Annotated in this window: 3 protein-coding genes; all 3 read right to left on the bottom strand. The window is 75.5% G+C overall.

Annotated features, from left to right (window positions below; all coding sequences use genetic code 11):
* Window positions 1–11: 11 nt before the first annotated feature.
* The 3 genes from ACP7TJ_RS30555 to ACP7TJ_RS30545 all read right to left on the bottom strand — a co-directional run bounded on the left by ACP7TJ_RS30555 (window position 12) and on the right by ACP7TJ_RS30545 (window position 21,488).
* Window positions 12–18,644 (bottom strand): non-ribosomal peptide synthase/polyketide synthase, encoded by an 18,633-nt coding sequence (locus ACP7TJ_RS30555; protein ID WP_427766840.1) that lies wholly within the window; start codon window positions 18,642–18,644, stop codon window positions 12–14.
* Between the two features lie 192 nt (window positions 18,645–18,836).
* On the bottom strand, window positions 18,837–20,192 hold the full coding sequence (locus tag ACP7TJ_RS30550; protein WP_427766837.1) for a serine hydrolase domain-containing protein: 1,356 nt from the start codon (window positions 20,190–20,192) through the stop codon (window positions 18,837–18,839).
* Between the two features lie 87 nt (window positions 20,193–20,279).
* Entirely contained in the window at window positions 20,280–21,488 is a 1,209-nt protein-coding gene (locus ACP7TJ_RS30545) for a cytochrome P450 (RefSeq protein WP_394854478.1), read from the bottom strand.
* Between the last annotated feature and the right edge of the window lie 766 nt (window positions 21,489–22,254).

The following is a 22,254-nucleotide window of genomic DNA, read 5'->3' as shown; positions in this document are numbered from 1 at the left end:
TCGTCCGGTCCTCACCGTTCTTCGTGGTCGCTGTCGCCGCGTGCGGCGTCTTCGAGTTCGCTCAGCACCTGTTCCTCCACCAGGTCCGCCAGTGCGGCGACGGTGCGGCCCACCAGGACGTCGCGGGGCGTGAGGTGCACGCCGAAGGTGTCGTTGGCGCGGGAGGCGATGAGCAGGGCGCGCAGGGAGTCGCCACCGAGGGCGAAGAAGTCGTCCTCGGCGCCCACGGTGGTCTCCAGGGCCTCCTCCCACAGGGCGGCGACGGCCTCCTCGGTGGGTGTGCGAGGCGGTACGTGCGCGGCGTCGGGCTGCCGCGTCTCCGGGGCGGGGGCGGGCAGCGCGGACCGGTCGGTCTTGCCGTTCTCCGTGAGCGGGAAGCGGTCCATCGTCACGAACGCCGAGGGCACCATGGGTCCGGGCAGGGTGCGGGCGGCGAGGGTCCGCAGCTCGGCGCCGGCGGGCGGCTCGGCGCCGGGGGCGACGAGCACGTGGGCCACCAGGCGCGGCAGCCCCGGTTCGTCCTCCCGCACGCTCACCACGGCGTCCAGGACCGCCGGGTGACGCACCAGCGTCGCCTCCACCTCGCCGGCCTCGATGCGGTGGCCGCGCAGCTTGAGCTGGTGGTCGGTGCGGCCCAGGTAGTGCAGTTCGCCGCGGGCGTCACGGCGGACCAGGTCGCCGGTGCGGTACATGCGGGCGCCGGGCGGGCCGAAGGGGTCGGCGGTGAAGCGGGTCGCCGTCAGGCCGGGGCGGCCCAGGTAACCGCGGGCGAGGGCCGGTCCGGCGAGCCACAGTTCGCCGGGCACGCCGTCGGGGACGGGCCGCAGGCGGGCGTCGAGGACGTAGACGGCGGTGGCGGGCAGGGCGCGGCCGATGGGCGGTGCCTCGCCGTCCGGTGCGAGCGGGTCGGACCAGGTGGCGACGACGGTGGCCTCGGTGGGCCCATAGGAGTTGATCATGCGGTGGTGGGGCGCCCAGCGGGCGACCAGTTCGGCCCGGCAGGCGTCCGCGCCGACGATCAGGGTGTGCAGGTCGGGCAGGGTGCCGGGGGTGTCCGGCGGCAGGGTGGCGAGCGCGGCGGGCGGCAGCAGGGTGTGCGTGATGCGCGCGTCGCGCAGGACGCCGGCGAGTTCGTCGCCGAGCAGCGGTCCGGGCGGCGGTACGACGAGGGCCGCGCCGTGCGGCAGGGACATGCACAGCTCCAGCACGGAGGCGTCGAAGCTGGGCGTGGCGAAGGCCAGGACGCGGTCCCCGGCGCCCACCTGGTAGTGCGCGGCCTCGGCGGCGGCGAACGCGGCCAGGCCCCGGTGGGTGACCACGACGCCCTTGGGGGTGCCGGTGGAGCCGGAGGTGTAGATGACGTAGGCCGGGTCGTCGAGGTGCAGCGGGCGGACGCGGTCGGCGTCGGCGGGCCGGTGGTCCGGCGTGCCGTCGGGCGGTGCCGCGAGCAGGCCGGCGACCTCCTCGGCGGTCAGGGTGACGGCGGGCCGCGCGTCGCGCAGCATCAGCGCCACCCGCTCGGCCGGGTAGCCGGGGTCCACCGGGAGGAACGCGGCGCCCGCCTTGGCGACGGCGAGCTGGGCGAGGACCATGTCCGCCGAGCGCGGCAGGACCAGCGCGACGATGTCGCCGGGCCCCGCCCCGCGGGCGATGAGCCGGTGCGCCAGCCGGTTGGCGCGGGCCTCCGCCTCGGCGAAGGTGAGCGTCGGCCCTTCACCTTCGAGGGCGGGTTCGGCGGGCCGGCGGTCGACGGCGGCCTCGATCAGCGCGGGCAGCGTCGCCGGGGGCGGCGGCGCCTGGTGCGGGCGGGCGGGTCCGTGCAGCAGCCGGTGGCGTTCGGCCGGCGGCAGCACGTCCACCGCCCGCAGCGGCGCGTCGTCGCCGGAGGCGGCCAGAGCGGTCAGGGTGTGCATCAGCCGCGCGGCCAGGGCGTCGGCGGTGGCCTCGTCGAAGTACCGCGGGTCGTAACCGAGTTCCACGGTCAGCTCGTCGCCGGGCGAGATCACCACGGTGAGCGGGTAGTTGGTCGCCTCACGGGCGTCGAGGCCGTGCACGCGCACGCCGTGCGCGCCGGCGGTGGCGTCGCCGACCGGGTAGTTCTCGAACACCAGCAGGCTGTCGAACAGGGGGGTGCCGGGCGGCAGTTCACTCCACTGGTGCAGTTCGGTCAGCGGTACGTGGTCGAAGCGCCGGTCCTCGGCGCGGGCGGCCTGCACCTCCCGCAGCCAGGCGGGGCACGGCGTCGACTCGTCCACGGTGACCCGCGCGGGCAGAGTGGTGATGAACAGGCCGGTGATGGTGTCCGCGCCCGGCAGGTCGGCGGGACGGCCTGAGACCGTGGTACCGAAGCACACGTCCCGCTCTCCGCCGGAGCGCGCCAGCAGCAGCGCCCAGGCGCCCTGGATCAGGGTGTTGAGGGTGAGCCGGTGGCGGCGGGCGAAGTCGGTCAGGCGGGCGGTGCCGGCCGCGTCGAGCCGCTGCGACAGCCAGGTGCCCGACCGGGCGGCGGCGCCCGGGGCGGGCCTGCGGTCGTACGGCAGCGGGGTGGGCGCGGCGTACCCGGCGAGGGCGGCCTTCCAGTGCTCCTCGGCGGCGGCGCCGTCCCGTCCGGCCAGCCAGGCGGCGTAGTCCGCGAACGGACGCCGGGCCGGCAGGCGGGGCTCGGTCCCGGCGGCGAGCGCGGCGTGCGCCTGGAGGACGTCCGACAGGACGTGGAAGACGCTCCAGCCGTCCAGCAGGACGTGGTGGAAGGTCCACACCACGCGCACCTCGTCCGGACCGAGCCGGATCAGGGTGACGCGCAGCAGCGGGGGGCGGCCCAGGTCGATGCCGCGGGCGCGGTCCTCGTCGAGCAGCCGGCGCAGTGCGCCCTCCCGCTCCGCCGGGCCGAGGCCGCTCCAGTCGAGCCGGGTGACGGGCAGCGGCACGTGGCGGTGCACGGTCTGCAGCGGCACCGGAACCCCGGTCAGGGCGACGGCGGTGCGCAGCACGGGCGTGGCGTCCACGACGTGCTGCCAGGCCTCCGCGAGCAGCGCGGGGTCGCGCACGCCGTCGGCGACGAAGGTGATCTGCTCGACGTACAGGCCCTCGCCGGGCTCGTCCATGCCGTGCACGACCATGCCGGTCTGGGTGGGGGTGAGCGGGTAGACGTCCGTCACGTCCTGGCCGTCGCCGACGAGCCGGTCCACGGCGGCCTGGTCCAGGGCGGCCAGCGGGAAGTCGGACGGGGTGCGGCCGCCCGCGCCGGGCCCGGCGCAGTGCGCGACGATCCGGCGCAGTTCCTCCGCCGTCTCCTCGGCGAGGCGGGCGACGGTCTCCGGCCGGTGCGCCGCGCGGGAGTACGACCAGGTGAACTCGAGGCGCCGGTCGGTGACCCGGCCGAGCACGTCGATGAGGTGGGGCCGCTCCGCCGAACGGTCCATGCCGCCGGTCAGTCCCTCGTGGGGCGCGCGCAGCAGGCCGTCCTCGCCGGCGTTCCGGTCCTGCCGGCCGAGGTAGTTGAAGGCGATCTGCGGCAGGGCGGGAAGGCCGGCTCCCGCCGTCGGGTGCAGATGGCGCAGCGCGCCGTAGCCCACTCCCCCGCGCGGTACGGCCCGCAGGTTCTCCTTGACGGTCTTGAGCGCGGTGCCGAGGCCGGCGTCGCGGGGCACGTCGAGGCCGACGGGGAACATGGTGGTGAACCAGCCGACGGTGCGGGAGAGGTCGACGCCGTCGAAGAGGTCCTCGCGGCCATGTCCCTCCAGGGCGATCACCACCCGGTCCTGTTCCGTCCAGCGGGCGAGGACCCGGCCCAGCGCGCACAGCAGGACGTCGTTGACGCGGGTGCGGTAGGCGTCGGGGACCTCCGTCAGCAGGCGCCGGGTCTCCTCGGCGCCGAGGCCGACGGTCACGGTGCCCTCGTCGGCGGCGGTGTTGCCGCCGGGGAGGTCGGCCGGCAGGCGGGTGGGGTGCAGGGCGCTCCAGTGGGAGACCTCGTCGTCGAATCCGCCGTCGGCGGTGTGCGCGGCCAGGCGCCGGGCCCAGTCGCGGAAGGACGTGGTCTTCGCGCCCAGGCCGGGGGTGTCGCCGGCGCGCAGTGTCCGGTGGGCTGTCTCCAGGTCTTCGAGGATCACCCGCCAGGAGACCGCGTCGACGACCAGGTGGTGGGCGGCCAGCAGCAGCACGGGCGGCCGGTCGCCGTCCCGGTGGCACAGGGCGGCTTTCAGCAGGGGCCCGTCCGCCAGGTCGAACCCGGAGCACAACCCGGCGGCCACGTCGGACGGTTCCTCGGGGGCGCGGTGCACCTCCAGGTGCGGTGCGGCGCCGGGCTGGGTGCCCACCTGCCGCCACCGTCCGTCGCCCGAGGGCTCGTAGCGCATGCGCAGGGCGTCGTGCTGCTCCAGGACGGCGGCGAGGGCGGCGCGCAGCAGCGCCTCGTCGGTGTCGGGCGCCACCTCGAAGGAGACCGCCTGGGTGAAGCGGGCCGGGTCGCCGGTGAGGGTGTCGAACAGCCAGTGCTGTACGGGCGTGAGGGGGACGTCGCCGACGACGGGGCCCTGGTCGGCCGTGGCGGTGGCGGGGCCGGCCGCTGAGGCGTCGGCCGCGGCGGCGAGTTCGGCGATCGTCTGGTGGGCGAAGAGGTGACGGGGCGTCAGGGTCAGTCCGGCGCGGCGGGCCGCGGAGACGATCTGGATGCCGAGGATGGAGTCCCCGCCGAGCGCGAAGTAGTTGTCGGTGGCGCCCACGTCGGGCACGCCGAGCACCTGCGCCCAGATCGCGGCGAGGGTCTGCTCGGTCGCGGTGCTCGGCGGGCGGGTGTCCTGCGGGGTCGCGGCGGCGGACCACACCGGTTCGGGCAGGGCGCGGCGGTCCAGCTTGCCGGTGGCGCCCAGCGGCAGCCGCTCCAGAGGCACCACGGCCGCCGGGACCAGGTGGTCGGGCAGGGTGCGGGCGAGGAACGCGCGCAGTTCGGCCGGCGCCGGGAGGTCGCCGGCGCGGGGCACGGCGTAGCCGACGAGGCGCTTGTGGCCGTCGTGCTCCACGACGCGGGCGGCGGCCGCGGCGACCCGCGGGTGCCGGGCCAACACGGCCTCCAGCTCGCCCAGTTCGATGCGGAACCCGCGCACCTTGACCTGGTCGTCGGTGCGGCCCAGGTACAGCAGGTCGCCGTCGGCGGTCCAGCGGACCAGGTCGCCGGTGCGGTACATGCGGCTGCCGGGCGGGCCGAAGGGGTCGGCGAGGAAGCGGCCGGCGGTGAGGCCGGGCCGGTTCAGGTAGCCGCGGGCCACTCCGGTCCCGGCGAGGTACAGCTCTCCGGGCGCTCCGACGGGCACGGGCCGCATGCGGGTGTCGAGGACGTAGGCGCGGGCGCCGCCGACGGGGCGGCCGATGGGCGGGACGCGGTCGGGGTCGGCCGGGTCACAGGTGAAGGCGGTGGCGTAGACGGTGGCCTCGGTGGGGCCGTAGATGTTCATCACCCGGCAGCCGGGGACCGCCGCGCGCACCTGCTGGACGGCGCGGGCGGGCAGCGCCTCGCCGGCCAGGACGACGGTGTCGGCGCCGACGCGCACGGTGTCCTCGGCCAGGAGCCGGCCGAGGGCGGACGGCACGGCGCTGAGCAGCCCCGCCCGCCAGGGTTCGGACCGCTCGGCGAGGGCCAGCAGGTCGCGGACGACCTCGACGCGGCCGCCCGCCAGCAGCGGCGAGAAGATCTCGAACACCGACACGTCGAAGTTGAGCGAGGTGGACGCCACCATGTGGGCGAGCCCGCGGCCGGTGAACTCGGCGGCGGCCCAGTCGGTCAGCGCCACCACCGAGGCGTGCGGGACGACGACTCCCTTGGGCCGGCCGGTGGAGCCGGAGGTGTGGATGACGTAGGCCGGGTGGTCCGGCAGCAGCCTGCCGCGCCGCTCGCCGTCGCCGACGGGCGCGGCGGACGCGGCGGCCAGCCGGGCGGCCCAGTCGGGGTCGTCCAGGGTGATCCGCGTGTACGGGCCCTCCGGCAGCCGTGCGGAGGTCTCCGTGCTGGTGATGACCGCGTCGGGGCGTACGTCCTCGAAGAGGAACGCGATGCGCTCCGCCGGGTATCCGGGGTCGACGGGCAGGTAGGCGGCGCCGCTCTTGAGGACCGCGAGGAGCGCCACGATCAGGTCGGCGGTGCGGGGCAGGGCCAGGGCGACGAACCGTTCCGGTCCGGCTCCGGCCTCGATCAGGAGACGGGCGACCCGGTTGGCGCGCTCGTCGAGCTGACGGTACGTCAACTCCTCGTCGCCGTGGAGGACGGCGGGAGCGTCGGGGGTGCGGGCGACCTGGGCCGCGAAGGCGTCCGGGAGGGTGCGCCGTGGGAGCCGCGCCCCGGGTCCGGCGAGGCGGTCCAGCAGGCGGCGTCCGTCGGCCGGTCCGAGCGGAGCCAGGTCGGCCAGGCTGCGGTCGGCGTCGGCGGCGAACTGCGTCAGGAGCGTGCCCAGACTCGCGCCGATCCCCTCGACGGTGGCCGCGTCGAAGGCGGCCGGGTCGTAGTCGAGGCTCACGGTGACGTCGTCGCCGGGGGCGACGACCACGCTGAGCGCGTAGCTGGTCGGCTCGACGTCGCGTTCCTGCTCCACGGCGAGTCCGTGCCGGGCCAGGGCGCCGGCGTCGAACGGGTAGTTCTCGAAGACGACGATGCTGTCGAACAGACCGGTCCCGCCGGGGACGTCGCTCCACGACTGGAGCTGGGCGAGGGACACGAAGTCGTGGCGGCGCGACTCGGACTGGGCGGCCTGCAGTTCGCGCAGCCACTCCAGCAGGGGTCGGCGCAGGTCGACGCGCAGCCGGGTGGGCAGGGTGTTGATGAACAGGCCCACCATCGAGGTCACGCCGGGCAGTTCGGCCGGGCGGCCGGACACGGTCGTGCCGAAGACGACGTCGTCGCCGCCGCCGTAGTGGTGCAGCAGCAGGCCCCAGGCGCCCTGGAGCACCGTGTTGACGGTCAGCCCGGCCCGCTGGGCGGTGTCCCTGAGCCGGGCCGAGGCCTCCTTGCCGAGGGTCACCCGCACGGTGCCCGACGAGGACGCGCCGTGGGTGTCGGCGGGGCGCCGGTCGCGGGGCAGCTCGGTGGGCACGGCGAAGCCGGCGAGGGTGTCGCGCCAGTGCTGTTCCGCCCGGGCGGTGTCCTGGCCGGCCAGCCACTCCAGGTAGCGGACGAAGGGGGCCCGGTCGGGCACCTGCGGGCGGCGGCCGGCGGTCCGGGCCGCGTACCGCTCGCACACCTCGTCGAACACCTGGGCCGCGCTCCAGCCGTCGAGCAGCACATGGTGGAACGTCCACACCATGCGCACCCGGTCGGGGGCCAGCCTGATCAACGCGAGCCGCATCAGAGGGGCCGCGCCGAGGTCGATGCCGGCCTCGCGGTCGGCGGCGAGCAGCGCGTCCGTCTCCTGCGCGCGGCGCTCGACGCTCCAGCCGGTCCAGTCGTGGTGGGTGACGGGCACGGCGGCCCGCTTGTCCACCACCTGGAGGGGTTCGGCGGTCTCCTGCCACACCAGACGGGTGCGCAGGATCGCGTTGGCGTCCGCCGTGTCCTGCCACGCCTCGGCGAGGGCGTGCGGATCGGTGACGCCGTGGAGGACGACCTGCACCTGGTTGACGTAGGTGCGGCCCCGCGGGTCCAGCAGGCTGTGGAACAGCATGCCCGCCTGCATCGGGGTCAGCGGGTACACGTCCTCGACGGCGCGGCCGTCGCCCACGACCCGGTCCACGGCGGCCTGGTCAAGCCGGGCCAGCGGGAAGTCCGACGGCGTGCGGCCGCCGGCCCGCGGGGCGGCGCAGTGCGCGACGATCTCCTCCAGGCAGCGCAGCATGCCCCCGGCGAGGGAGGCGACGGTCTCCTCGCGGTGTCGGCCGCGGCTGTAGTGCCAGGTGATCTCCAGCTGGTCGTCCTCGACGCGGGCCACCACGTCCAGCAGGTGCGGCCGGGGCGCCGCGGGGTCCTCCGCGCCGTCCAGGCCGCCGGGCACGGCCCGGACCAGCTCGGCGTCGGCGGCGGACCAGTCGAACCGGCCGAGGTAGTTGAAGCTGATGCCGGGCAGCGGTGCCCGGGCGAGGTGCTCGTCGCCCGCGAGGTGGCGCAGCGCGCCGTAGCCGATCCCCCGGTCGGGCACGGCCCGCAGCTGTTCCTTCACGGCCTTCAGCGCGGTGCCCCAGTCGCCGTCGGGAAGGCCGAGGACGACCGGGAAGAGGCTGGTGAACCAGCCGACCGTGCGGGACAGGTCGAGGTCGTCGACGTGCTGGTCCTCGCGCCCGTGGCCCTCCAGCCCCACGGCGACGGTGCTCCGGCCGGTCCAGTCGGCCAGGACGCGGCCGAGGGCGGTCAGCAGGACGTCGTCGACGCGGGTGCGGTACACGCCGGGGACCTTGCGCAGGAGGTCCCCGGTGCGCCGCCGGTCCAGGCGTACGGTGACGGCGCGCAGGTCGGCGACGGTGTTGCCGCCGTCGAGGTCCACCGGCAGGGGTGCGGCGCAGTGCCGGGAGACGTCGGCCCAGTGGGCGCGCTGCGCGGCGAGGTCCGTCCCGCCGGTGCGGGCGGTGAGCCGCCGCACCCACTCCCGTACGGACGTGGTGCGCTGTGGCAGCCGGACGGGGTCGCCGGTCCGCGCCTGACGGTAGGCCGTCTCCAGGTCCTCGAGGAGGACGCGCCACGAGACGCCGTCGACGATCAGATGATGGGCCGTCAGCAGCAGGCGCGGGGGCCGGCCGCCGCCGGTGAGGAGGCGCGCGGCGATCAGCGGCCCGGTGTCGAGCCGGAAGCCGGTGTGCGCCTCGTGGGTGAGGCGGGCCTCGGCCCGTGCGGCGGCGTCGGCGTCCTGGCCGTTCAGGTCGTGGGTGCGCAGCAGCTCCGGCACGTCGGCGTCCGCGGCGGTGTACTCCTGGCGCCAGGTGCCGTCGGCGGCGCGGGTGAAGCGGGCGCGCAGGGCGTCGTGGTGGGTCCACAGTGCGGCCAGGGCGGCGCGCAGGGCGGCGGGGTCGACGTCCTCGCCGGTCTCGACGACCACCGACTGGTTGAAGTACTCCGGGCGCGGCGGCTCGGCGTCGAGAAACCAGTGCTGGATCGGGGTGAGGGGTACCTCACCCGCAACCGGCCCGGTGCCCGCGACGGTCGCGGCGGCGCTGGTCGAGGCGGCGGCCAGGGCGGCGAGCGTGGGGTGGCGGAACAGGTCCCTCGGGGTCAGCGCGAGCCCTGCGGCGCGGGCCCGGGAGACGATCTGGATGCTGACGATCGAGTCGCCGCCCAGCAGGAAGAAGTGGTCGTCGAGTCCGACGCGTTCCACGCCCAGCAGCTCGGCCCAGATGCCGGCGAGCACCTGCTCGGCCTCGGTGCGCGGCGCGCGGTAGGCGCTGTCGGCGGCCGCCGACCACTCGGGGGCGGGCAGCCGGCGCCGGTCGACCTTGCCGTTGGTGGTCAGGGGCAGCTCGGAGAGGGGGACGAACGCGGCCGGGACCATGTAGTCGGGCAGTTCCGCGGCCACGTGGGCGCGCAGCTCGGCCGTCTGCGGCACGGTGGCGCCGGGGGCCGGCACCAGGTGCGCGACCAGGCGTTTGCGTCCCTCGTGCCGCGAGACCGACACCACCGCCTCGGCGACCGCGGGGTGGGCGGTGAGCCGGGCCTCGATCTCGGCGGGCTCGACCCGGAAGCCGCGGATCTTGATCTGGTCGTCGGCGCGGCCCACGAAGTGCAGGTCTCCGTCGGCGCTCCAGCGCACGATGTCGCCGGTGCGGTACATCCGTCCGCCGGGCGGTCCGTAGGGATCGGCCAGGTAGCGGGCCGCGGTGGCGCCGGGGCGGCCGGTGTAGCCGCGGGCCAGTCCGGCGCCCGCGAGGTACAACTCCCCCGGTACATCGGGCGGTTGCGGCTGGAGGTCTTCGTCCAGGACGTAGGCGCGGGTGTCGTCCAGGGGGCGGCCTATGGGGAGCGCCGCGGGCAGGGCGTCACCGGCGCGGAAGGGCCGGCGGGTGGCGAAGGTGGTGGTCTCGGTGGGGCCGTAGACGTCGACGACGGTGAGGTCGGGGCAGGCGTCCAGCACGCGCCGTACGGCGGCGCCGGGCACGGCCTCGCCGCCGGTCCACACCTCGCGGGCTCCGCGCAGGCAGGCGGGGTCCTCCTGGGCGAACAGGCGGAACAGGCCGATCGTGAGGAACAGGCAGCTCACGCCCTGTTCGGTGATCGCGTGGCGTACGGCGGCGGCGTCCAGTTCCCCGGGCGGGGCGAGGACGGCCGTGCCGCCGCGCAGCAGGGGCACCCACAGCTCGTAGGTGGACGCGTCGAAGGCGTGCGGGGAGTGCACGAGGACGCGGTCGTGGCGCGCGAAGGCCCGGTCGAGGGCGAGCGCGGCGACGTCCCGCTGCCGCGCGGCCACGCCCTTGGGGTTGCCGGTGGAGCCGGAGGTGAACATGAGGTACTGGACGTGGTCCGGGAGCACGCGCGGCACGGTGGCGAGGCCGGCTGCGGGCCCGTCGGTGTCCAGGTCCGGGCGCAGGACGTGTCCTTCGGAGAGGAGTTCCGCGGCCGTCGCGTGCCACTCGGCGTCCGTGAGGAGCAGGCCGGCGCCGGCCTCCGCCAGCATGGTGCGCAGCCGGTCCGCGGGGGCCCGGCCGTCGAGCGGGACGTACACGCCGCCGAGGCGGGCGAGGGCGAGCTGGGCGACGACGAGGGCGGTCGAGCGGTCCATCAGCACGCCGACGGCGACCTCCGGGCGCACCCCGAGCGCGGCCAGCCGGCCGGCCAGGACACTCGCCCGGGCGTCGAGGTCGCGGTAGGTCAGCCGCTCGTCGCCGGCCAGCAGGGCGACGGCGTCCGGGGTGCGTTCCACCTGGGCGGCGAAGAGGTCCGCGGTGGTCGTGACGGGCGCGTCGGCGGCCGTGTCGTTCCAGGCGTGCAGCACCTGCTCGCGGCGGGCGGCCGTCAGCAGGGACAGCCGGGCGGGGGCGGACCGCGGGGTGGCGGCGAAGCCCTCCAGCAAGACGGTCAGGTACTCGGCCATCCGCTCGATCGTGGCGGCGTCGAACAGGTCCGGGTCGTAGCCGAGGCGCAGGGCGAGCTCCGCGCCGGGGTAGGCGACCAGGCTGAGCGGGTAGTTGGTGGTCTCGATGCCCTCCAGGCCGGTCAGCCGCAGGCCGTGCGCGGCGGCGAGGTCGTCGTCCACCGGGTAGTTCTCGAACACCACGATGCTGTCGAACAGGGCGGCCCGCTCGGGCAGGTCGGTGTACGCCGTCATCCGGTGCAGCGGCACATGGTCGTGGCGCCGGTCCTCGCTCTGCTCCTGCTGGAGCCGGGCCAGCCAGGTGAGCAGCGGCTCGTCGCGCGGCACCCGCACGCGGGTGGGCAGGGTGGCGATGAACAGGCCGGTGATGGCGTCGGCGCCGGGGAGCTCGGGCGGCCGCCCGGAGACGGTGGTGCCGAACACCACCTCCTCGCAGCCTGCTTGACGGCTCATCAGCACCGCCCAGGCGCCCTGGACGAGGGTGTTGACCGTCAGGCCCGCCGTCCTGGCCATGTCCAGCAGGGCCTTGGTGACGGCCTCGGGCAGGGTGACGCGCACCGCCGCCGTGGACTCCGCGCGGTGGCTCTCGCGGGGCTCGCGGTCGAAGGGCAGCGCGGTGGTCTCGGCCAGCCCGTTCAGGCGGGCCCGCCAGTGCCGTTCGCCCTCGGCGCCGTCGGTGTGCTCCCGCAGCCAGGCGACGTAGTCGCGGAACGGCCGGCGCTCGGGCAGCGTCATCGGTGCGCTGCCGGACAGGCCCGCGTGGCAGGCGAACACGTCGGACAACACCTGGAACAGGCTCCAGCCGTCCAGGATCAGGTGGTCGAAGGACCACACGACGCGCACCGCGGTGTCGGAGACCCGGGCCAGCACCAGGCGCTGGAGCGGGGCGCGGGTCAGGTCGACGCCCCGGGCGCGGTCACGGTCGAGCAGGTCGCGCAGCCGCTCGTCCCGCTCGGCCGCGGTCAGGCCGCGCCAGTCGGCGGTCTCCACCGGTACGGCCGCCCGGCGCTGCACCGCGAGCAGCGGCTCGGGCACGTCCTCCCACACCACCCGCGCGCGCAGCACCGGGGTGTGGTCGGTGACCAGCTGCCAGGCCTCGGCCAGCACCGCCGGGTCGGGCACGCCGTCCAGGACGAACGTCAACTGCTGGAAGTACACGCCTCGGTCGGCCTGGGAGAGCCGGTGGAAGAGCATGCCGGCCTGGGTGGGCGTGAGCGGGTGGACGTCCTCCAGGCCCGCCGGGTCCTCCCCCGCGATCCGGTCGACCTGGGTCTGGTCGAGCCGGGCCAGCGGGAAGTCCGAGGGGGTGCGTCCGGCGGCGCCGGGACGGGCCGCGTGCCGGGCGAGGCCGGCCAGTGCCTCGGCGTAGCGTTCCGCGAGGCCGGCGACGGTCTCCGGCCGGTGCAGCCGGTCGGAGTAGAACCAGGTGAACTCCAGGCTGTCGCCGTCGAGCCGCCCCACCACCTCCAGGGGATGCGGGCGCGTCGAGGCGGGGTCGGCGTCCAGTTCCAGCGGGCGGGCCTGCCCGCGGAACAGGCCTTCCTGCGAGGTCTCGGACAGGCCGAACCGGCCGAGGTAGTTGAAGCTGATCTGCGCGCTGGTCGCCGGAAGCGGTGCGCCGTCGGGGCCCGGCAGGGTCAGGGCGCCGTGGCCGATGCCGTGCCGGGGCACGGCGCGCAGGTGTTCCTTGACCCGCTTGAGCACGCCGTCCCAGCCGGCCCCGGGCGGGACGGCCAGGGCGACGGGGTGGCGGGTGGTGAACCAGCCGACGGTGCGGCTGGTGTCGACGTCGGCGAACAGGTCCTCGCGGCCGTGCCCTTCGACGTCGACCAGGACCCGCTCGTGCCCGCTCCAGTCGCACAGCACCCGGCCGAGCGCGGCGAGCAGGACGTCGTTGGCCCGGGTGCGGTACGTCTCCGGGAGGGTCCGCAGCAGCAGGTCGGTGTCCTCGGGGCTGATCCGCACCGTCACCGAGCGCTGAGAGGCGTAGGTGTTGGTGCCCTCCAGGTCCGCGGGCAGGGCCGCCCGGGCGCCCTCGGTCTCCCGGGTCCAGTAGGCCTTCTCCGCGGCGAAGCCGCCGGCGGCGGTGTGTGCGGCCAGGCGCTCGGCCCACTGGCGCAGCGGGGAGGACTTGCGGGGCAGCGCGGCCGCGCCGTCGCGGCCGTCACGGCGTGCGTGGTAGGCGTGTTCGAGGTCTTCGACGAGCAGGCGCCAGGAGACGCCGTCCACGACGAGGTGGTGCACGGACAGGTGCAGGACGGGCGGCCGTCCGTCGCCCCGGTCGTGCAGGACGGCGCGCAGCAACGGACCGTGGTCCAGGTCGTACGGGCCGAGGTGCGGGGCGTCGGTGTCCGGACCGGTGTGGCGGGTGAGGCGGCAGCGCGCGGCCGGGCCGTCGATCAGCCACCGTACGCCCCCTCCGTCGGCGAGGAAGCGGGACCGCAGCGCGTCGTGGTGGGCGACCACGTCGTCCAGTGCGGCCTGGAGTGCGCTCTCGTCGACGTCGGCGGGCAGATCCAGCGACAGCGTCTGGGCGAAGTGCCCGGCCCGCTCGGCGGCGCTGTCGAACAGCCAGTGCTGGATGGGGGTCAGCGGCGCGGTGCCGGTGGCCTCGACGGGGGCGGCCGGGACGGCCCCGCGCCGGCTGCCGGCCTCGTCGGCGCGGCGGGCCAGGGCGGCGAGCGTCTGGTGCTGGTAGAGGTCCCGCGAGCTGATCGTCAGGCCCGCCTGCCGGGCCTGGGCCACGACCTGGATGCTGAGGATGGAGTCCCCGCCCAGCGCGAAGAAGTTGTCGTCCGCGCCGACACGCTCCACGTGCAGGACACCGGCCCAGATGGCGGCGAGGGCCCGTTCGGTGGCGGTGCGGGGCGCGACGTGACGGGCGGCGCGTTCGGCGGGCGCGGGGTCGGGGAGCCGGCCGCGGTCCAGTTTGCCGTTGGGGTTGAGCGGCAGGGCGGGCAGCACCACGACGGCCGAGGGGACCATGTAGTCGGGCAGGGTGCGCCCGAGGGCGCGGCGTACGGCCTCGGGCTCCACGGTGGCGCCGGGGGCGGGGACGACGTACCCGGCGAGGCGGCGGTGGCCGTCGGCCTCGCTGACGGTGGCGGCGGCCTCGGCGACGCCCGCGCAGCCGCGCAGGGCCTCCTCGACCTCGCCGAGTTCGATGCGGAAGCCGCGCACCTTGACCTGCTGGTCGACGCGGCCCAGGTACACCAGTTGGCCGTCGGCGCTCCAGCGCACCAGGTCGCCCGTACGGTACATGCGCTCCCCGGGAGCGCCGAACGGGTCGGCGACGAAGCGGGCGGCGGTCAGGCCGGGGCGGTGCAGGTACCCGCGCGCGAGTCCGCCGCCGCCCAGGTAGAGCTCACCGGTGACGCCCGGCGGCTGGGGGCGCAGCAGACGGTCCAGCACATAGGCGCGGGTGCGGGCGATGGGACGGCCGATGGGCGGAGCCTGCTCGGGGACGGCGCCGCCGGCGAACCAGGCCGTGGCGTAGACGGTGGCCTCGGTGGGGCCGTAGATGTTCGCCACCTCCGCCGCGGGCATCGCGTCCTTGATGTCCCGGACGGTCCGGGCGGGAAGCGCCTCACCGGCCAGGACGACGGTGTCCGCCTCCAGGGCGCCGTCGCCGCCGAACACCCGGGACAGCGCCGACGGCACACCGCTGAGCAGCCCGGCCCGGCGCGGGCCGGAGCCGTCGGCGGGAGCGGGGAGGTCGGCGAGGGCGGTCAGGTCGGCGACGACCTCGACGCTGCCACCGGCCATCAGGGGGCACAGCAGCTCGAAGACGGACACGTCGAAGTTGAGGGAGGTGGAGGCGACGACATGGGAGAAGCCGCGCGCCCCGAACGTGTCGCGGGCCCAGGCCGCCAGCGCGGCCACGCCGCGGTGGGTGACGACCACGCCCTTGGGCCGGCCGGTGGAGCCGGAGGTGTAGATGACGTAGGCGGGGTGGGACGCGTGAAGGGGCGCCGTCCGGTCGGCGTCGGTGAGGTCGGCGTCCGCGAGGCCGGCTGCGATACCGGCCAGGGCGTCGGCCGTGGTGTCGGTGACGAAGGGCGCCACGTCCTCCAGCAGCAGCGGCTCGCAGTCCTCGGGCAGCGCGTGCGCGGTCTCCCGGGTGGCGAGGACGAGGGCGGGGGCCGCGTCGGCGAGCATGAAGCGGATGCGCTCGGCCGGGTAGGCGGGGTCGACGGGCAGGTAGCCTGCGCCCGACTTCAGGACGGCCCACAGCACCGGCAGCAGGCCGGCGGTGCGCGGCAGGCACAGTGCGACCAGGGACTCCGGTCCCGCGCCGCGCGCCGCGAGCAGGCGGGCGAGGCGGTTGGCGCGCCGGTTCAGACCGGCGTAGTCCAGCCGGGCGTCGCCGCAGGTCACGGCGGTCCGGTCGGGCGTCCTGGTGACCTGCTCCTCGAACAGCGCGGGGAGCGTGGTGTCGGCGGCCGGGTCCGCGGCCGACGCGGGCGGGTTCCAGGAGCCGAGGAGCAGGCGCCGCTCGTCGTCGGACAGCAGCGGGAGTTCGGCCAGCGTCCGCTGCGGGCCGTCCGCCATCCCTTCGAGCAGGTGGTGCAGTTGCCGGGCCATCCGGGCCACGGTCGCCGCGTCGAACAGGTCCGTGTTGTACTCGATCGTCAGCTCGTGCCCGTCGTCGGCGCGCGGCGCGAACTCCAGCACCAGGTCGAAGCGGGCGGCCGGGCGGGGCAGCGGATGGTCGTCGATGCGCAGTCCGGCGGCGACCGGCGGCCGGGCGGGGGCGGCCTGCTGGACCACCAGTGCCTGCACCAGCGGGGTGCGGCTGGGGTCGCGGGGCGGGGCCAGCTCCTCGACCACCCGGTCGAAGGGCACGCCGTCGTGGGCGAAGGCGTCCAGCAGGGTCGCGCGCATGCTCTGCACGAACCGGTCGACCGTGGCGGCGTCGTCGACCTCGCCGCGCAGCACGACGGTGTTGGCGAAGAAGCCGGTCACGTCCTCGAGTTCGCGGCGGTCCCGGCCGTTGGTGACGGTGCCGAAGGCGACGTCCCGCTGTCCCGAGCAGCGGGCGAACAGCACGGCCGCCGCCGCGGCGAACACCGTGAAGACGGTGGTGTCGCGCCCCGCGGCCAGCTCCCGCAGCCGGTCCACCAGGTGGCGCGGCACGTCCTGGCGGTGGGCGGCGCCCGCGGTGGTGCGCACCGCGGGGCGCGGCCGGTCGGTGGGCAGCTCGAGCTGCTGCAGGCCGGCGAGGTGGCGTCTCCAGTAGGCGAGGTCGTCGGCGTGGGCGTCGGCCGTGTGCCGGCCGCGCTCCCACAGCGCGAAGTCCGGGTACTGCACCGTCTGTTCGGGCAGCCCGTCGGGTTCGCCTGCGGCCTCCGCGCGGTAGAGGGCGGCCAGGTCCCGGGTCAGCACGCCGACCGACCAGCCGTCGGTGACGATGTGGTGCTGGGCCAGCAGCATCACGTGGTCCTCGGGTGCCCGGCGGACGAGCAGCGCCCGCGTCAGGGGCCCGGTCGTCAGGTCGTGGGGGCGGCGCAGTTCCTCGGTCAGCAGGCGCTCGACGGCGCTGTCCCGCCGGTCGGCGGGCACGTGCCCGACGTCGGCGGTGCGCAGCGGCAGGTCCGGTTCGGAGGCGACGAGTTGGACGCCCTGCCCGTCGACCGTGGCGAAGGTGGTGCGCAGGGAGTCGTGGCGGGCGGCGAGCCGGTGCAGGGCGCGTTCCAGGGCCGGCGTGTCGAGGGGGCCGCGCAGGCGCAGCGCGACGCCGGTGTTGTACTCGGTGCCGCCGTCGGTGAGGTCGTCGAGGAACCACAGGCGCCGCTGGGCGCTGGAGAGCGGGACGGGTTGCGAGCGCGGGGCGGCGGGGATCGGCTCCGGCGGGGCGGCGGACGGTTCGGCGGTCAGCGGGGCGAGCGCGGAGACGGTCCGCGCGGTGAACACGTCGCGCAGGGTGAGCCGGGCGCCGGACGCCTCCCGGATACGGGTCAGCACGCGGGCCGCGAGGATCGAGTCGCCGCCGAGGTCGAAGAAGTCGTCGTCGACGCCGACGGTGTCCACGCCGAGGACGTCGGCCCAGATCGCGGCCAGGGTCCGTTCGCCGTCGGTGCGCGGCGCGACGTGCCGCTCGGCCGGCGCCGCGCCGGGGGCGGGCAGTGCCCTGAGGTCGATCTTGTTCTGCGGGGTGAGCGGGAGCGCGTCCAGCACGACGATCGCGGAGGGCACCATGTGCGCGGGCAGCGCGGCGGCGAGGGCGGCACGCAGCCGGGCCGGCCCGGGTCTGCGGGCGGGGGCGGCGGGGGTGACGTAGCCGATGAGCCGGCCGCGGCCCGGGTCCTGGTCACGGACCACGACGACGGCCTCGCGGACCTGCGGGTCCCGGGTCAGGGCGGCCTCGATCTCGCCGGGTTCGATGCGGAAGCCGCGCACCTTGACCTGCCGGTCGGCGCGGCCGAGGAACTCCAGCTCGCCGTCGTCGCGCCGGCGTACCCGGTCGCCGGTGCGGTAGAGACGGGCGCCGGCCGGTCCGAAGGGGTGGGCGACGAACCGTGTCGCGGTCGGTCCGGGGCGGTTGAGGTAGCCGCGGGCCAGACCGTCGCCGCCCACGTACAGCTCGCCCTCGCCGCCGGGCGGCACCGGGCGCAGTGCCGCGTCCAGGACGTGTGCCTCGGTGCCGGGCAGCGGGCCGCCGATGGTGGGCGTCCCGGTGCCGGCGGTCAGGGGTCCGGTCCAGGTGGCGACGATGGTGGCCTCGGTCGGCCCGTAGGAGTTGATCATGCGGCGGCCGGGGGCCCACCGGTCGACGAGGTCGGCCGGGCACGCCTCGGCGCCGACGATCAGGGTGCGCAGCGACGGCAGGCCGCCGAGGTGCGCCGGGTCGGGCAGGGTGGCGAGGGCCGCCGGCGGTATGAGGGTGTGAGTGATGCGGTGTTCGGCCAGGACGGCGGCCAGTTCGTCGCCCAGCCAGGGCCCGTGCGGCGGGACGACCAGCGTGGCGCCGGACAGCACCGAGATGACCAGCTCCAGCACGGAGGCGTCGAAGCTGGGCGAGGAGAACTGCAGCACGCGGTCGCCGGGACCGACGGCGTAGCGTTCCGCGGCCGCCGCGGCGAAACCGGCGATGCCCCGGTGCGTGACGGTGACGCCCTTGGGGGTGCCGGTGGAGCCGGAGGTGAAGATGACGTACGCGGCCTGGTCGGGGAGCACCCGGTGCGCGGGTGCGGTCGCCTCGCGGTCCTCGTCGTCCAGCAGTGCGCGGACCCGGTCGCGGTCGTCCAGGACGACGGCCGGTGCGGCGTCGGCGAGCATCAGTTCCCGCCGTTCGGCGGGGTAGTCGGGATCGACGGGCAGGAAGGCGGCACCGGTCAGGGTCACGGCCAGCTCGGCGGCGATCAGTTCCATCGAGCGCGGCAGGGCCAGAGCCACCGTCCGCTCCGGTCCGGCACCGTTCGCGGCGAGGTGGGCGGCGAGCCGGCCGGCTCGCCGGGCGAGTTCGCCGTACGACCAGGTGCGGCGGCCGTCGGTCACCGCGGGGGCGTGCGGGTCGCGCGTCACCCAGCCGGTGAACACCTCACCGAGCGGGACGTGTCGTGTGGTCCGGCCGGCACGGGCCGGCGGGACGGGACCGGCCGCTGGGGAAGCGGGCGTGGCAGGGCGTGGGGCGTGCGGGTCCGTCATCGGGGAGCAGTCCTTCGGGCGGTGGCGGGCGCGGACCCGGCGCGCCGCTCGCGGGCGGCGCGCGGGCACACCGGAGCGGTGCGGGGGTCTTCGCCCAGGGGGCGGGTGCGTGACGGGTGGCGCGGGACGCGGTCGGACGGCGACGGTGCGACGCGGGGCGGTCGGCCGACGACGGTCCGGCGCGCGGTGCGGTCAGCCGGTGCCTGTCCGGCGCGCGGTGCGCCCGGATATCTGCAGCCGGTCGATGGTCCCCGTGACCGGGTCGCGGTGGAAGCGGCCACCCGGTTCGAGCCGGCCGGTGGACGGGTCCACCAGGTCGCAGGACAGGTCCGCGTAGCACACCAGCGGGATGGGGTAGTCACCGTCGACGGACAGGGTCGGCCTGCCGCCCCCGTCCAGCTTGACCGTGTACTCGACGCCCCCGTTGCGGTACGTCCCGGCGCAGTCCGTGAGGGTCAGGGCGGGTCCGCGGCGGGTGTCGGCGGACGGGCCGGTGGGCACACGGATGCCGGTGAACCGGGCGAGTTCCGCGGTGATGTCGCGCCACAGGGCGGTGGCGGCACCGGCGTTGCCGGTGAAGGCGACCACGACGCCCGTGTCGGCGTCGGCCCGCAGGTGGCAGGAGGTGCCCTGGGCGTTGCCGTCGTGGCCCCACCACGCCCGGCCGTCCTGCTGGAAGAGGGCGAGGCCCAGGCCCCAGGAGTCCGCCAGCGCACCGGCGTCGGCGGCCGGTTCGGGGTGGCGCATCCGGTCGGCGACGGCTGCCGGCAGCACGGTCGACCGGCCGATCAGGGCCCTGCCCAGGGTGACCAGGTCCTCGGCGCTGGCCAGCAGGGCTCCGGCCGGAGCCTCCACCGGGGCGAGGTTCTGGTGGGCCGGGCGCACCAGGCCCGTGGCGGTGTTGAGGGCGTGGCCGCCGGCGAGGGGGCGCGAGGGGGCGGTGTCACCGAGGAACGCGGGGACGATGCCCAGGGGTTCCAGGACGAGCGCCGTCACCGCTTCCTGCCAGGTCATGCCCGTCACTTCGGACAGGATGCGGCCGGCGACGACGTAGCCGGCGTTGGAGTACGAGAATCCGGTGCCCGGTGTGAAGAGGGTGTTCCGGGCGGTCCAGACGGTCGAGAGGTAGCGGGAGGCGGTGGTGCCGACGGCGCTGTCGGAGTCGGGCCCGGTGGGGAGGCCGGCGGTGTGACTCAGAAGGTGACGGGTCGTCACATCGGTCAACCCGCCGGGTAAGTCGGGCAGGAGGTCGCTGACGGGTTCGTCCAGGTCGAGGTCGCCGTCATCGGCGAGGAGCAGGACGGCGGTGGCGGTGGCGACCTTGGTGACGGAACCCAAGGGGACGGCCGTCCGCGCGGTGAACGCGGTGTTCCTCAAGGCGTCGGCCGTGCCGGTGTGCAGGCTGACGAGGTGGGTTCCCGTGTGGACGGCGAGTTGGGCGCCGGGCACGCGGTGTATGCGCGCGAGGGATTCGAGGTGACTGCGCAACTCGTGGTGTGAGGCGGCCGATGGCCGCTCGGTGGTCGGCGCGGCGGTCGAGTAGGTCATGGGGACGTGACTCCTGGTGAGAGCGGGTGCGGGAGGAGCGGACGCGCCGGCCCGCAGTGAGCGGTGCGGGGGTGCGCGTCGTCGTGCTTACGGCCTGGTGACCGCGATCGGCAGGTGGCGTACGCCGACGATGACGGCCGGGTTCTGGTACGTGACGTCGTCGTACGAGGGCACCTCGAGGGTGGAGAAGCGATCCATCATCATCCGCAGGGCGATACGGGCTTCCAGTCGGGCCAGGGGGGCGCCGAAGCAGAAGTGGATACCGTGCCCGAAGGTCAGATGGGGGTTGGGATCGCGGGCCGGGTCGAAGACGTCCGGCGAGGTGAAGCGGGAGGGGTCGCGGTTGGCGGCCCCCAGGTGGACCATCAGCAGGGTGTCGGCCGGCATCTCGTGACCGCCGAGCTCCACGGTCCGGGTGGTGCGCCGGCCCAGCTCGGGGAAGGGCGGGAGCCACCGCAGGACTTCCTCCACTGCGGCGGGCACCCGGTCCGGGTCCTTGCGCAGCGCGTCGAACGTGCCGGGGTGCCGGTCGAAGGTGACCACGGCGTTGCCGAGCAGCGCGGTGGTGGTGATGTGCCCGGCGACCAGCAGCAGGGCGACGAACCCCACGATCTCCTGGTCCTCCAGCCGCGTCCCGTCGACCTCGGCGGAGAGGAGTCTTGAGGTCAGGTCGTCACCGGGCTCGGCGCGGCGGCGGCGTATGTGGTCCAGCACGTAGCCGTTCATCTCGCGCACGGTCGGGGCGATGGCCTCCAGCGCCCGTTCCAGGTCGGCCATGTCGAGGCTGTCGCCGAGTTGGTCGCCGCCGAAGAGGGTCGCGGCCCACTCCTGGAACAGCCGGTGGTCCTCGGCGGGGACGCCGAGGAGTTCGGCGATCACGATGATCGGCAGGGGGTAGGCGAGGGTGTCGACCAGGTCGAAGCGGTCGCGGTCGGCGACACCGTCGAACAGCCGCGCGCAGACGGCCTCGATACGGGGTGCGAGTCCGTGGACCACGCGGGGGGTGAAGGCCTGGCTGACCAGGGTGCGGAGCTTGCGGTGCTCCGGCGGGTCCATGCCGACGAAGTTGCCCCGGGTGAAGGTCTCGAAGTCCTCCTGGGTGGGGGCGATCGGCGTCATGTCGGAGGAGTACGTCGCCGGGTCGGACAGGACGGCAGCGACGCCCTGGTGGTCCACGACGTGCCACTGCTGCCGCTCTTCGTCGTACGCCACGGGGCCCGCGTCGCGTAAGGAGCGCCACCGCTCGGGTAACGCCTCGAGTGGCGATTCAGCCCCGGTCAGTTCTGTGCTTGTCACCGTTTCTCCTTGGGTGAGAACACGCAGGCCCGGCGGTGGGTCACCGACGATGCCGTGGTGCGACGGCGCCGTGGGCCGCCGTGGGCGGGGTGGCCGTCGTGCTCGCGGCCACCGGGCGTGGCGCCGCAGGGCGGCTCTCGCTCCGCGCCACATGGCCGCCGCGCGGCCCGCCGAGGGGCCGGGCCGGGAGCGACCGGCCGGTCCGCCGTCTCACGGCATGCCGGCCCAGGCTTCAGCGCACTGCAGGACAGCTTCCGGACGGCGGGGCTGCGGCTCCGAGCGGTCCGGAAGCGCGCCGAGCAGTGGACAGGCCCGCGTCCGCGCAGCCTGGCAGTACACACCCCGGGGACCGAACAGACATCAACACATCCCCCCGTGACTTCTCCCGCGCGGGGACTCCCCTGCCCCACGCCGGCGCACTTCACATGCCAAGAACGCACGTTCGACCCGATCTGTCCGGGCTGAGCGCGCTCACAGTTTTCACGTCGTGTGACGAGATGGCAACCCCCCGAATTCGAAGGGGAGAGCCGTCCGGTGCCCCACTGAGAAGGGCGTGTATCCCGGCGTTTCACTCTCAAACCCGGTGCTGTCGAAGAGAATTCACACGTCCTCGACGGCGCGGACACGCCCCTGCTCACGCCCGCGACCACCGCCTCGGTCACACGGCCGTCCCCCTCTGTTTTCGGCCAGAGCGGGAGGGGTCGGCCCGGGCTCCGCCGGGTCGTCCGGTCATCGGCACAGCCACGGTGTCGAGGCGGACCCGGCG

Source organism: Streptomyces sp. DSM 41931, assembly GCF_050271085.1.
GTDB lineage: Bacteria > Actinomycetota > Actinomycetes > Streptomycetales > Streptomycetaceae > Streptomyces > Streptomyces albogriseolus.
Note: the sequence above shows the minus strand (reverse complement) of the source record. Positions and strands in the feature narration are given on the sequence as shown.